Origin of the sequence: Bradyrhizobium canariense (assembly GCF_900105125.1) — a bacterium.
Lineage (GTDB): Bacteria > Pseudomonadota > Alphaproteobacteria > Rhizobiales > Xanthobacteraceae > Bradyrhizobium > Bradyrhizobium canariense_A.
Genome location: NZ_LT629750.1, coordinates 164,281 through 178,033 on the forward strand (window position 1 = coordinate 164,281; position 13,753 = coordinate 178,033).

11 protein-coding genes are annotated in these 13,753 nt (G+C 61.6%); 7 read left to right on the top strand and 4 right to left on the bottom strand.

What is annotated here, in order from left to right:
• Positions 1–96: 96 nt before the first annotated feature.
• From BLV09_RS00710 to BLV09_RS00725, 4 genes are all read left to right on the top strand, one after another.
• Positions 97–1,254 carry a DegT/DnrJ/EryC1/StrS family aminotransferase gene (locus tag BLV09_RS00710; RefSeq protein ID WP_146685968.1) on the top strand — a complete coding sequence of 386 codons (1,158 nt, stop codon included), beginning with the start codon at positions 97–99 and terminating at the stop codon, positions 1,252–1,254.
• Between the two features lie 103 nt (positions 1,255–1,357).
• On the top strand, positions 1,358–2,887 hold the full coding sequence (gene murJ / locus BLV09_RS00715) for a murein biosynthesis integral membrane protein MurJ (protein WP_146685969.1): 1,530 nt from the start codon (positions 1,358–1,360) through the stop codon (positions 2,885–2,887).
• 65 nt (positions 2,888–2,952) lie between these two features.
• Positions 2,953–5,262: a xanthine dehydrogenase family protein molybdopterin-binding subunit gene (locus BLV09_RS00720; protein ID WP_146685970.1), complete on the top strand. Its 2,310-nt coding sequence runs from the start codon at positions 2,953–2,955 to the stop codon at positions 5,260–5,262.
• A 205-nt stretch (positions 5,263–5,467) separates the two neighbouring features.
• Positions 5,468–5,914, top strand: a complete 447-nt coding sequence (locus BLV09_RS00725) for a c-type cytochrome (protein WP_146690937.1) — start codon at positions 5,468–5,470, stop codon at positions 5,912–5,914.
• Between the two features lie 85 nt (positions 5,915–5,999).
• Here the strand turns inward: BLV09_RS00725 and BLV09_RS00730 are convergent, their stop codons facing one another.
• Positions 6,000–6,425, bottom strand: a complete 426-nt coding sequence (locus tag BLV09_RS00730; RefSeq protein ID WP_100382840.1) for a CHRD domain-containing protein — start codon at positions 6,423–6,425, stop codon at positions 6,000–6,002.
• 183 nt (positions 6,426–6,608) lie between these two features.
• Between BLV09_RS00730 and BLV09_RS00735 the strand changes: the two genes are divergently transcribed.
• A complete protein-coding gene (locus BLV09_RS00735; protein ID WP_146685971.1) occupies positions 6,609–7,547 on the top strand; it encodes a c-type cytochrome in 939 nt (312 codons plus the stop codon).
• A 35-nt stretch (positions 7,548–7,582) separates the two neighbouring features.
• Here the strand turns inward: BLV09_RS00735 and BLV09_RS00740 are convergent, their stop codons facing one another.
• Both BLV09_RS00740 and BLV09_RS00745 read right to left on the bottom strand, forming a co-directional pair.
• Entirely contained in the window at positions 7,583–8,032 is a 450-nt protein-coding gene (locus tag BLV09_RS00740; protein ID WP_146685972.1) for a hypothetical protein, read from the bottom strand.
• The gene (locus BLV09_RS00745) at positions 8,032–8,895 is read right to left on the bottom strand and encodes a formylglycine-generating enzyme family protein (RefSeq protein WP_146685973.1); all 864 of its coding nucleotides are present in this window, start codon (positions 8,893–8,895) and stop codon (positions 8,032–8,034) included. The genes BLV09_RS00740 and BLV09_RS00745 overlap by 1 nt, the downstream gene beginning before the upstream one ends.
• A 365-nt stretch (positions 8,896–9,260) precedes the next feature.
• Between BLV09_RS00745 and BLV09_RS00750 the strand changes: the two genes are divergently transcribed.
• Together BLV09_RS00750 and BLV09_RS00755 are read left to right on the top strand one after the other, a co-directional pair.
• Positions 9,261–10,157, top strand: a complete 897-nt coding sequence (locus BLV09_RS00750) for a DUF4399 domain-containing protein (protein ID WP_146685974.1) — start codon at positions 9,261–9,263, stop codon at positions 10,155–10,157.
• 24 nt (positions 10,158–10,181) lie between these two features.
• Complete coding sequence (locus BLV09_RS00755) at positions 10,182–11,570, top strand: caspase family protein (RefSeq protein WP_146685975.1); 1,389 nt, start codon at positions 10,182–10,184, stop codon at positions 11,568–11,570.
• Positions 11,571–11,711: 141 nt separating this feature from the next.
• Here the strand turns inward: BLV09_RS00755 and BLV09_RS00760 are convergent, their stop codons facing one another.
• On the bottom strand, positions 11,712–13,559 hold the full coding sequence (locus tag BLV09_RS00760) for a patatin-like phospholipase family protein (protein WP_146685976.1): 1,848 nt from the start codon (positions 13,557–13,559) through the stop codon (positions 11,712–11,714).
• Between the last annotated feature and the right edge of the window lie 194 nt (positions 13,560–13,753).

Here is a 13,753-nt window from a genome sequence, read left to right on the forward strand (position 1 = left end):
CGTTTGCGGCGAGATCATGCGTGAACAAAGAAACGAGATCATGATGCGAGTTCAATCGGATCGTGATCCAGACCAATCTCAAGAGCTGAAGGCGCCATGAACCAGCACATGACCGTAGAACCCGTGCCCTTTATCGATATCGGCGCGCAACGCCGCCGGCTCGGCAAATCGATCGATGAGGCGGTTGCCCGTGTGCTCGATCATTGCCAGTTCATCAACGGTCCGGAAGTGACGAAGCTCGAGGCGCTGCTTGCGGAGTTCAGCGGCGCCAAGCATGTCGTGAGCTGCGCGAGCGGCACCGATGCGCTGTTGATGGCGCTGATGGCAAAGGGCATCGGCCGCGGTGACGCCGTGCTCTGCCCGTCCTTTACATTCTGTGCGACCGGCGAGGCGGTGGCGCTGACCGGCGCGACGCCTGTGTTCGTCGACGTCGATGAAGCGACCTTCAACATCGACGCCCGCTCGCTGGAGCGCGGCATCTCCGCCGCGAAGAAGCGCGGGCTCAAGCCAAAGGCGGTGATTCCCGTCGATCTGTTCGGACAGAGCGCCGATCACGACGCCATCGGCGCGGTTGCGGCGGCCGAGGGTCTGTTTGTTCTCGATGACGCCGCGCAGGGTTTTGGCGCCAGCTACAAGGGCCGCCGTCTCGGCACTTTCGGCCTCGTCACCGCGACCAGCTTCTTCCCCGCCAAGCCGCTCGGCTGCTTTGGCGACGGCGGCGCGATCTTCACCGACGATGCCGAACTCGCCGCAACGCTGCGCAGCATCCGCGTCCACGGCCAGGGCCAGGGCTCGGACAAATACGACAACGTCCGTCTCGGGGTCACCGGCCGGCTCGATACCATGCAGGCCGCGATCCTGATCGAGAAGCTGAAGATCTTCGAAGACGAGATCGCCGCGCGCAACAAGGTCGCGGAGCGCTATGCGCGGGGCCTCGGCAATGTCGTGACCGTTCCGCGTCTCGCCAGCGGCTGCACCTCGGTGTGGGCGCAATATACCATTCGCCTGCCAAAGGGCACCGACCGCGATGGTTTTGCGGCGGCGTTAAAGGCGCAGGGCGTACCGACCGCGATCTATTACCCGAAATCGATGCATCAGCAGACGGCCTACCGGGATTTTCCGGTCGCGGACGGCGGCCTGCCGGTCAGCGAACGTCTGTCCTCCGATGTGATCAGCCTGCCGATGCATGCCTATCTCGATGAGCCGGCGCAGGAGCGTATCATCAAGGCTGTGCGCGGCGCTCTTAGCGCATGATCCCGAAAAGTGGCGTCCGGTTTTCGGAAAAGATTATGCGCAAAAGGATGTCTCTGCTGATTTCGCCGTTTTGAAGCACCGCCTCATGCTGTAGAAGCGGCGCATGCTCGGTCGTATCTTTACCGTCGGCGGTTATACGCTGCTTTCGCGCCTGACCGGCTTCGCGCGCGACATCATGTTGGCGGCGATCCTGGGCGCGGGGCCGGTCGCCGACGCGTTTTTCGTGGCGTTCCGGCTGCCCAATCACTTCCGCGCGATTTTCGCCGAGGGCGCATTCAACGCGTCGTTTGTGCCGGCTTACGCCCATGTGCATGGCAAGGGTGGCGAGACCTCGGCGCGATTGTTCGCCGACCGCATCTTTACGCTGCTGTTTCTGTCGCAAGTGGTTCTGCTCGTCGTCGCCTGGCTGTTCATGCCGCAAGCCATGAGCCTTCTGGCGCCCGGCTTTACCGACGAACCCGAGCAGCGCCGGCTCGCGATCGAGCTGACACGGATCACTTTCCCTTACCTTCTGCTGATCACGCTGGTGACGCTGTATGGCGGCATGCTCAACGTGATGCATCGTTTTGCCAGTGCCGCGGCGGCGTCGATCTTGCTCAACATCTCGATGATGGCGACGCTGGCGCTGGCCGCGTTCTTCCCGACCGTCGGTCACGCCGCGGCGTGGGGCGTGCTGATCTCGGGCTTTCTGCAGTATTTTCTGCTCGCCGGCGATCTGTCGCGCCATGGCGGCCTGCCGCGCTTTGCGCCGCTGAAGCTTGACGAGGACGTGCGCGCCTTCTTCCGCGCCATCGGCCCGGCGACGCTGGGCTCGATGGGCACACAGGTCGCGATGTTCGCCGATACCATCATTGCAACCTTCTTGCCGGCGGGTGCGCTGTCGGCGCTGTATTACGCCGACCGGCTCTATCAACTGCCGATCGGCGTGATCGGCATCGCCATCGGCACCGTGCTGCTGCCGGAAATGTCGCGGCGAATTACAGCGGGCGATGATGCGGGCGCCGCGGCGGCGCAGCGGCGCGCCTTTGAATTCACCTTGCTCGCGGCCGTGCCTTTCGTCGCTGCGTTTCTCACGGTGCCCGATGTCATCACCCGCGCCATGTTCGCGCGTGGCGCCTTCACCAAGGGCGATGCCGCGGCCGCGGCGATGACGCTTGCGGCATACTCGATCGGACTCATTCCGTTCGTGATGATCCGCAGCGCGGTCGCGACGTTCTACGCCCGCAAGGACACCGTGACGCCGGTGAAGGCGTCGCTCACCGGCTTGACCGTCAACGTGCTCCTGAAGGTTTTTCTGATGGGGTCGCTGGCGCAGGTCGGTCTTGCGCTCGCAACCGCGGTCGGCGCCTGGATCAATCTGTTGCTGGTGCTGGGTTTTGCGGTGCGGGCCGGGTATCTCGAAATCGATCGCGCGCTGACGCAATCGCTGGCGAAGTTTGCCGCCTCCGGCTTGGTCCTCGCCGCGTCGTTCTGGTTTACGGCAAGGCTCGCCGCGGCGCACCTTGCGCGATTGCCCGCGTTTCGCGATGAAACCGCGCTTTTGCTGCTGATGGTCGTCGGCACGATCGTCTACGCCGGATTGATCCTGCTGTTGTTCGGCAGAGGCTGGCTGAGATCGCTGGTGCGCAGCTAAACCCTTTGCGCTGGCGCGCGATCCGCTGCAATATGCCGCAAATCAAGGCTGCAAGTGGAGATCACATGGCTGCTCCGGTGAAATTTGGCGTCGGTCAAAGCGTCCTTCGCAAGGAAGATGATGCGCTCATTCGCGGCAAGGGCCGCTACACCGATGACCACGCGCCGCAGGCTTCGATGCATGCGCTGATGCTGCGTTCGCCGCACGCGCACGCGAAATTTACCATCGATGCGACCCGCGCCCGCGGTCTCCCCGGCATTGGCGTGATCCTGACGGCTGCCGACGTGAAGGATCTCGGCGGGCTGCCGTGCTTGTTCAATCTGGAGGACAATCCCTTCACCGGTCCGCCCTATCCGATCCTGGCCGAGGGCGAGGTGAGGCATGTCGGCGATGCCGTTGCATTCGTGGTCGCTGAAACCATCGATCAGGCCCGCGACGCCATCGAGGCGATCGAGGTCAACTGGACGCCGCTGCCGGCGGTGGTCGGCGTCGCCAATGCGGTGAAGAAGGATGCGCCGCAGGTCTGGCCGGATCATGCCGGCAACGTGCTGTTCGATGTGCCGATCGGCGACAAGCAGGCGACGGACGCTGCGTTCGCCAAGGCGCATGCGGTGGCCGAAGTGTCGATCGTCAATCCACGCGTCGTCACCAATTTCATGGAAACGCGCGCGGCGGTCGCCGAATACGACGCCAAGCAGGATCACCTCACGCTGACCATCGGCAGCCAGGGCAGCCATCGGCTGCGCGAGATCCTGTGCCAGAACGTGCTGAAGATGCCGCTCGAGAAGATGCGGGTGATCTGCCCCGACGTCGGCGGCGGATTCGGCACCAAGCTGTTTCCCTATCGCGAATATGCGCTGATCGCGGTTGCCGCGCGCAAGCTGCGCAAGACGGTCAAATGGACCGCCGATCGCGCCGATCACTTCATGGGCGACGCGCAGGGCCGCGACAACGTGACCAAAGCGCGGATGGCGCTGGCCGAGGACGGTAAATTCCTGGCGATGGATGTCGATCTGATGGGCGACATGGGCGCGTATCTGTCGACCTTCGGCCCCTACATTCCGCATGGCGGCGCCGGCATGCTGCCCGGCCTCTACGACATCCAGACGTTCCATTGCCGCGTGCGCACCGTCTTCACCAACACCGTGCCGGTCGATGCCTATCGCGGTGCCGGCAGGCCGGAAGCCGCTTACGTGGTCGAGCGCCTGGTCGATGCCGCGGCGCGAAAACTCGACATGACGCCGGATGCGATCCGCCGCAAGAATTTCATTGCGCCGCGCGCGATGCCCTACAAGACCGCGACCGGAAAAGTCTATGATTCCGGCGATTTCACCGCGCACATGAAGCGTGCCATGGAAATCGCGGATTGGAAGGAATTTCCCAAGCGCGTCAGGGCCGCGAAAAAAGACGGCCTGGTGCGCGGCATCGGGATGTCCACTTACGTTGAGGTCTGCGGCACCATGGGCGAGGAGACCGCCAATGTGCGGCTCGATCCCAATGGCGACGTCACGGTTCTGATCGGCACCCAGTCGAGCGGGCAGGGCCATCAGACCGCTTACGCGCAGTTGGTCGCCGAGCAGTTCGGGCTTGCGCCCGAGCGTGTCCACATCTTCCAGGGCGATACCGACATGATCGCCACCGGCCTTGGCACCGGCGGTTCGGCGTCGATTCCCTCGGGCGGCGTCAGCGTTGAGCGGGCCACCCGCACGCTGGGCGTGAATTTGCGCGAGATCGCGGCTGAAGCGCTGGAGACCAGCGCCGCAGATCTCGAAATCAACGACGGCACCATTCGCGTCGCCGGTACCGATCGCTCGATCAGCTTTGCCGATCTGGCCAAGCGGCCGGGCGTCGATCCATCGAAGCTCAATGCGAGCGCGACCTTCGCCAGCGCCGACGGTACATTCCCCAACGGCACGCATGTCGCCGAGGTCGAGATCGATCCCGCCACCGGCATCATCAGAATCGTGAACTACGTCATCGTCGACGATTTCGGGGTGACGCTGAACCCGCTATTGCTTGCCGGCCAGGTTCATGGCGGCGCCATGCAGGGGATCGGGCAGGCCTTGATGGAGCAGGCGGTATACGACCCGAAGGATGGCCAGCTCGTCACCGGGACCTTCATGGACTACGCCTTGCCGCGCGCGGCCGACGGTCCGTCGTTCGTGTTCGAGACCCATAACGTGCCGTGCACGACCAATCCGTTGGGCGTCAAAGGCGCGGGCGAGGCCGGGGCGATCGGCTCCTGTCCGGCGGTGGTCAATGCGATCATCGAAGGGCTGTGGCGCGAATACAAAATCGACCATATCGACATGCCGGCCACGGCTGAGCGGGTCTGGATTGCGATCCGGGAGCATCAACGCCGCCATAGCCTCTGATATCATCGCTGCAATCTGCTTCAGCAAAGCTGAATCGGATTCTGCGCTTATCTTTTGTTGGGGCATGATCTTTTTCCGAAAGCCGGTTTCCACTTTTCGGGATCATGCCCTGGAATGAAACGCGAGCCGCGGTGTTGAAATGACCGCAGGGATAGTTTCCGGGACGCGAATTGATCGCGGCCGAAAAACAAGGGGAATTGGAATGATGATGCGGGCTGTCGTGGTTGCCGGAGCGTTGTTGCTCGGGTTTGGTGCCGTCGTGGCACAGCAGGATGCGGTCAAGCATGCGCAGACCTTCATGAAGGGCAACGGAAAGAATGCAGGCGCGCTGGCCGCGATGGTCAAGGGCGAAAAGCCCTACGACCAGGCGACCGTCGATACGGCGCTTGCCCAGTTCGCAGATACCGCCAAGAATCTTCCGACGTTATTTCCCGACAGCATCAAGGGTCTCAAGGCGGATGGCGATTACAGCGCCTCGTCAAAGATCTGGGAGGACAAGGCCGGTTTCAGCGAGCACATCGCAAGCTTCGGCAAGGTCGTGACCGACGCCAAGGGCACGATCAAGGATCTCGATACGCTGAAGGCGACGTTGCCGGTCATCGGCAAGCAATGCGGCGGCTGTCACGAGACCTTCCGCGTCAAGAACAGCTGATTTCAGTTCGAGCAGAGCACAAAGCAAAAGGGGCGGACACCCGATGTGTCGGCCCCTTTTTTGGATTATTCGTCGACCGACGGGCTTACTTGGTCACCTGGCCACGGATTTCGCCGGCCGGATTGGCCGCGGTGTGGATGTTGACATAGTACTTGCCGGCCGTCAGATCGGCGGCCTGCGCGTCTGTCAGCGTGGCGCTGCCTTGGACGGGGCTCGAGGTGGCGTTCGGAATCGCGACCGCAACGCCGGCGTTCTTGCCGGGTTCGGCCGGCCCGTGGAAATGGGCCGCGGTCGCGGGACCGGAAAGTCCGGAATAGGTCAGCTTCCAGGTCAGCTTCTTGGTGGCCGCATCATAGTCGATGTCGGCTTCGCCCTTGCCGGCACTGGCGTTGGGCGGGGTTTCGGACTTGCCGTCAAGGGTTGCCTTCATCTTCTCGGCGAAGGCGGAGCTGGTGAAGGCGACGGTCGCACCCAGTGCCAGCGTAACAAGCGCGATCTTGATTTTCGACATGCTTCTCTCCCTGTTGACGTCAAGTGGTTGGAACGGTCTTAAAACAATGACATTTCCTCAAAACAATAAGATTGCAGATTTATTCCCCTGGCAGGCACCGAGGCTCAAAATTTCGGGCAGTCTATGGCTGGAAATCAGGCCGTGCTAGCCGTTAAATTGAAGCGGTCAGTGACGGATCGGTGAATGACGCGACGAATAGTCCTTGCTGTTGTGTTGGCCGGTGCGGCTGCCTTCGGCGTTTACTGGTGGCTCACGATTCCGTCGGTCATATCCACAGTGACAGAACCGGCTTACACGCCAAATCTCGCGAACGGTCAGACAACATTCAACGCCGGAGGATGTTCCTCCTGCCACGCCGTGCCCGGCCAGCCCGATCGCACCCGCCTTGGCGGCGGCCTTGCGCTGCCGTCGCCGTTCGGGACCTTCTACGTCCCGAACATCTCGCCCGATCCGGTCGATGGCATCGGGCGATGGTCCGAGGCGCAGTTCGTCAACGCCGTCATGCGCGGGGTTTCTCCGTCAGGCGTTCATTATTTTCCGGCCTTTCCCTACGATTCCTATGCGCATGCGAAGCGCGAAGACATCCGCGATCTCTTCGCCTACCTGAAAACGCTGCCGCCGGTTTCGGGCAGGGTGCGCGATCACGACGTGCCGTTTCCGTTCGACATCCGCCGCAATGTCGGAATCTGGAAATGGCTGTTCATGGATGACAAGCCGTTCACGCCGGACGCCGCGCGCTCGGCGCAATGGAATCGGGGCGCGTATCTCGTGAACAGCCTCGGCCATTGCGCGGAGTGTCACAGCCCGCGCAATTTCCTCGGCGGCATTGTCGCCTCGCAACGTTTCGCGGGCGGACCGGAGCCGGACGGCAAGGGCTGGGTGCCGAACATTACGCAAAAGGGAATTTCGGATTGGAGCGAAAAGGATGTCGCGTATTTTCTTGAAAGCGGACAAACCCCCGATGGCGATTCTGCCGGCGGCTCGATGGTGGCTGTGCTCAGAAATATTTCGCAATTGAGCGGCGGGGACCGCGGCGCCATCGCGGAATATCTGAAGTCGCTGCCGCCGGTGGATGGACCACCGCGGCCCAAGAAGAAGACCGAGGATAGCGGCAAGTCGTGATCAAGTAGGGATCGCGATGCGAGCCGGTCAGACCGCTATTTCCCGTTCGCCGGATCGTGTTGATCGGCGATTTGCATCAGCTCGATGGAAAATTTGATCGGGATGCCCTGGCCATCGCGGCAGCTCAGCAGTCCCGAGTAGGATTGTGCTGCAGAGGCGACGATGTGGCAGTTGTCGTCCTGCATCGCCAATGTTCCCTCAATGCCCGAGGTCTTCGGCGAAACCTTTAGCTGCACGGTGCCGGATTTTTCCTCGACGCCGTTGACGCTGCACAGGCCGACATGGCGCAGCGTCACCGGGCCATCGTAACTTGCGCCGGTAGCGGTCATGGTTTTCGCAAGACTGGCCTTCATCTCCCATTCCTGGAGATAGCCGATCTGACCACTGGCCGAATAGGTTTGCGCACTTGTCGCGGAAGCTGCCGCACAGATCCCGATCGCCAGCGCGAGCTCGCGCTGCAACACATCAAATGAATGATGGGCCATCACTGTATTTCCCGCAGCACCCGAAAACCGTTGGCGTAGTAGCGCACGTCGACATCATAGCGAAACCGCGACGCGGAGCGGACTTCTGCAGCCTTGCTGGTGAAATTGCCGCCGCGCAATACGCGCAGGCGGCAATCGCCGCTGGTCCAGGCCGAGGCATCCTTCGGCGCGCCCCGATAATTGTCGTTCCAGCAATCTTCGACCCATTCGGCGGCGTTGCCGGCGGTATCGTACAGTCCGAACCCGTTGGGCCGAAATGAACCGGTGGCAACCAGTCTCTGGGTGGTCGGGCTGCCGCAATTGTCGCATTGCGCGTGTCCGGAGCCTGCGTCGCGGCCCCACCAGAACGCGGTCTTGGTTCCCGCGCGCGCCGCATATTCCCATTCGGCTTCGCTCGGAAGGCGGTATCTCTGCCCGGTCTTCTGCGACAGCCAGGCGAGAAAAAGCCTGGTGTCGTCCCAACTCACATTGACGACCGGCAGGTTGCCGCGCCCCCAGCCGTGATCGTCGGGACGGTGCTTGCAGGCGCCGGCGTCGGCGCACTGATCCCATTCGGCGAACGTCACCTCACGGCGGCCGATCGCGAACGGGCGCGGGATCGCGATCATGCGCTCCGGTTTTTCATAGGGCGTATCGTTCGCTCCCATCACGAAGTCACCGGAAGGAACAACCACAAGTTCTGGGCAATCGTCGCAATCGCGAAAAATATCGCCGGGTTCGACCGCTGGTTGCTGCTTTTGCGCAACGACTAAGTTCGGCTCGGATGGCGGGCTGGCGGCAAGGTCACGCTGCGCATTCGCGCCAGTGCCGGCTGCGGCAGCCAACGCTGTGAGGCATATCACAAACAACAAACGGAACTTCATGTTATGGTTTCCGGTCAGGCCATCCGGATGTTTTTCGACATCCAGGGTCTCATGTTGCTGACGCAGCATGCTTCATTTGGCCATGATCGGCAAGGCGAGGCGTCTGTGTGACTGAGGCGTTTAGCCCCGAGCGGGCCCAAGGTTATGGGTTTACATCGCGCGGTAAAAGAATATCGTTTGAGGATTGCTAGAAATGAATTGGCCGCTTCGGCTTACGGTCCAAGTTACCACGCAACTTACGATCGCAGTTTGCGGTCCTGTCGTTACGACCTGGTTGTCACGATCCAGTCGTTACGATGCCGTCGGCACGATCAAAATGTAATGTTACGACCTAAGTTTTGCGGTGCTAGTGCTGGGGAATTGCAATGATCCACAGAATGCTGGCCTTGTTTTTTATTCCGTTGGTTGGCTTGCTCGCTCTTTGCGACGCGGCGATCTGTCAGACCGGCGGACCGACGCCGTCTCCACCGGGAGCCGCGGTGTATTTTATCGGCCTCAAGGATGGCGACACGTTGCCAACCAAGTCGACGATCCATTTCGGTCTTCGCGGCATGGGCGTTGCGCCGGCGGGCTCGGATCGGGCGAATTCCGGTCATCACCATTTGATCGTGGATGCGCCGACGCCGCCGCTCAACGTCGAGATCCCGAACGACTTTCAGCACCTGCATTTCGGCGCCGGCCAGACCGAGACCGAACTGACGTTAACACCGGGCGAACATACGTTGCAGCTGGTGTTCGGCGACAAGAATCACGTTCCCCATTCGCCGCCGCTGGTATCCGATCGCATCAAGGTGAAAGTGGTCGATCAGGCCGTTCCGCCGCCGCAGGCATCAGGCACCGGCGCGCGCAAACCTTCGCCAAAGGATGCCAAGGTCTATTTCATCTATCCGACCAACGGCGCCTACATTTCGCCGAATCCGGTCATTCGCTTTGGCCTCCTGAACATGGGCGTCGCGCCGGCAGGCTTCGACAAGCCGAACACCGGACATCATCATTTGCTTGTCGACGCCGATCTGCCGCCGCTCGACCAGCCTATACCGAACGATTTTAATCATCTGCATTTCGGCGCCGGTCAGACCGAGGCCAAAATCACCTTGCCGCTCGGCCCGCACAAGCTGCGCCTGCTGTTCGCGGATGCGAACCATGTGCCGCACGATCCGCCGGTTTATTCCGAGGTGATCAATGTCACGGTGACCGCCAATGGTCGTCCGCCACACAGGCCGAAACGGCACCGTCATTTTTGGCACCACTATTCTTACTGACACAGAACTCTTACTGACATAGCGATGAAACTTAGGAACCTTCTGGTCTACTGCCTCTGCGTCATGGTGGGCGCGTTGTTCGCAACCGCCGCCGCCGCCGATCGGCGCGTTGCGCTGGTGATCGGCAACTCCGCCTACAAGAGCGCTCCGCCGCTGAGCAATACGATCAACGACTCGACCGCCATCGCGAACATGTTCAAGTCGGTCGGTTTCGAGGTGGTGATTTCGCGCAACGATCTTGGCGTGGTCGACTTCAAGCGCGCGGTGCGTGAGTTCCTGCTCACGGCGGAGACCGCCGATATTGCGGTGGTTTATTATGCCGGCCACGGCGTCGAAATCGGCGGCACCAATTATCTGGTCCCGACCGATGCCAGGCTCGGCCGCGACTATGATGTGGAAGACGAGGCCGTGGCGCTCGACCGCATCATCTGGGCGCTGCAGTCGGTGCGGCGCCTGCGCCTGATCCTGCTCGATGCCTGCCGGGACAACCCGTTCCCCTCGAAGCTGCGCTCTGCCGGCATCCGCTCGACGATGAAGGGGGGACTTGGAAAACTTGAGGATGTCAGCGCCGACACGCTGGTCGCCTACGCCGCGAAGGCGGGCTCTGTTTCCTACGATGGCGACGGCGTCAACAGTCCTTATGCCACGGCGTTGCTCAGGCATCTCACCGAACCGGGCGTCGATATCCGCATCGCGTTGGGCCGGGTTCGTGACGACGTGCTCAACATAACGGGCGGACGGCAGGAACCGTTCATCTACGGCTCGCTCGGCGGTTCGACGATTTCACTCGTTCCGGCACCAGCGCCGAAGAAGATCGAGCCGCCGCCACCGCCTGCGGTGGCCAAACGGGAGCCGGCCGTGGCGCCTCCGCCGAGTGCGCCTGCGGTCGTGGCGGCGCCGCCGAGCGCTACCGCACCGCCGTCGTCCGCCACGGTCGTCGCCAAGGTCGAGCCTCCCAAAACGTCTCAACCGACGTCAGCCGTACGCGACGCGATCGATCCGGCGGCCGCCTGCATCCGCGACGAGCAGCGCCTGGCGCGGTTGCGCGCCGACCCGTTGCGCGAGCAGATTACGAGCTTCCAGAAAGAGCTGTCCTGCGATCGATTGCGCCCACAAGTGCAGCGCCTGCTCGAAAGCATCCTGACCGAGCCGCAGCCGCAGGCCGCTCCCGCCAATTCCAACGCGGCGGGGAAGGGAGCGACTCAGCCTCCAGCCCAGCCTCAACCACAGCCTCAAGTGCAAGCTCAGGCGCCACCGATGCAGACCGAGGATGTGTGCGCGCGTGACGCGGCGCGTCTGATGCGCCTGCGGGCAGAACCCAGCGCCGATGCGATTGCGAAGTTCGAGCGGGAACTCGGCTGCGAACACATCCGTCCCCAGCTTCAGCGGCTGCGCGAGAGCCTGGGTCTGTAATATCCGCGGAGCGCCGGTTGCGGGAAGGGGGCCTTGCTTTGCTCTCGCCACTCGCAATGTTCTACGTCCAGAACATCTTGCCAGATCCGGTCGGGGCGTCGCGCGGCAGAGCGAAACACAAACCATCTTCATCGAAAGCCCTTATCGAAATGCCCTAAGCTTGTCCTCGGACTCGGCCGCCAGTATTTCCTTGGCGTGATTGTACCCCACAGCGACAATGTCTTCGTAACGCTTCCATTCCAGCAGTCCGACCTGTTCGATGCGCGGCTGAAACAGCAGGTCGGCAAATCGGCGCATCGTCTTCTGTTTCGACAACGAGCTGATGAATGATGACGTAATCAGTGTTTCCGGCACTGTCGGCAAACGGTAGCGCTGCTTTTTTCGCGGCCGGAATTTGTCGTACAAATGCGCGATCGTTCCCGGAATACGGTCGATGTCGAAGATCCGGCCATGGTCGGTCGACAAGTCGACGCCGATGATCTGCCCGGCGCCGAGCCGCGCCATGACGTCGACCGGAAAATTATTGAACGTGCCGCCGTCGAACATCATGTGGCCTTTGATGAACATCGGCGGCAGCGCGCCGGGAATGGCGTAGCTTGCGATGACGTTGCGGGCAAGGTTGCCCTTGTCGAGAACGACCTCGGCACCGGTGGAGAAATCCGAGGCAATCACGAAGAACGTCTTCCAGGTATCTTCCGAATCGATGTCGGTCCCGGCAGCTTCCTCGATCGCCAGAGCCAGGGCGCCGTGCGTCCGCTTTCCCTTGATTAGAGATACCAGCGGGATGAAATTGTAATCGCCGGTGATGTTGCCTTTGGGGTGGCGCAGAAACGCCTTGTGAACGGCGGCCGAAATCGTGTCGGCCGACTGATCCATCGCAAGGCACATGCCCATGATCGCGCCGATCGAAGTGCCGCCGACGAAATCGACCTCGATACCCGCTTCTTCGAGCGCCTTCATGACGCCGACATGGGCAAATCCCTTGGCACCGCCACCTGCGAATACGATGCCGATGGCATTGCCCGAAATGATCCGTGCTATCCGGCTGATGTCGCGTGGCAGCTTGGGGCGAATATGAAAATGTCGCGCGATGCGACGTGCGCTCAACCAGCGGGCTGTGCCGATCGGGCTTTTGGTTTCCACGGGATGCAGCAGCACGAGCGTCTGTTGCGCGATCGAAATCGGTGTGTCGCCTGCCAGATAGTGGGTTTCCACGCCGGTCATGCCGGGTCGCTGGTTGGCATCCGCCAGCAGCATGATCTCGTCGCAGTGCTGCAGACAAAGTTTTGTCCAGGCGGATTCGCTGCCATCGGTCACGAGATAGACCGCTTTGCTGCGGGTCTCGATTTCGTCGATATAATCCGTCACCGCTTCGGAGGCGGCGTTCGCGCCGAAGCGTGCATCAATATCCACAGGACCGATAATCGCGGTGGCCTTGCCATCCTCCCCCCGTGCAGCCCGCATGTTTTGCGCGAGCGCCATCGCATCGATGCCGGCCGAGATCGGAACGATGCACAGGTTGACGGGAACGATCGGTGTCTGTCGCTGACGTTCGGAGCGGCGAAACCGCTCAATGATGGTGCGCGTCATTTGCAGCGCAATCTGGGGCGATTTGGCGAGCGCGCGTTCGACCAGCCGACGCGTCACCTTGACCAGGGACGAGTCCCGCAGGGCGACGATGGATGCAGAGCGGGGTTCGCCGGTAAACAACGCCAACTCGCCGACGGTCTCGCCGCGGCCGATTTCGCCGAATGTTATGCGTTCGCCGCCGATTTCCGTGTACGCCCGCAAGCGGCCCGACAAAAGGAAATAGACGTCGTCGCTGTGGTCACCCTGGAGAAACAACAATCCGCCCGACGGCAGATCGATGAATTCGGCTTCGGATTGGATGTTATCGATCAGATCGGCATCGTCAGTGGAAAAATGGCCTTTCAGGATCGTCTGTAAAAGCTCGTATCCGTGGCGATCTTCCCTGTTCAACTCGGACATCAACGTCCTGTCTCCTCGAAGATCAAGGTCTGCCAAGTGATTTTGCGATATACGAATCTTTCTTGATCTGGCTGTGCGTTTGCTGCGGTGCAAAGCTTATCATGATAAAGAACGGTCGCTTCGTTCCAGCTTTCACGGGTGCGGCTTGAGTTCCGGAGCCGGCCTTCGTGCAGATCGAAAATAGTTAAAACATG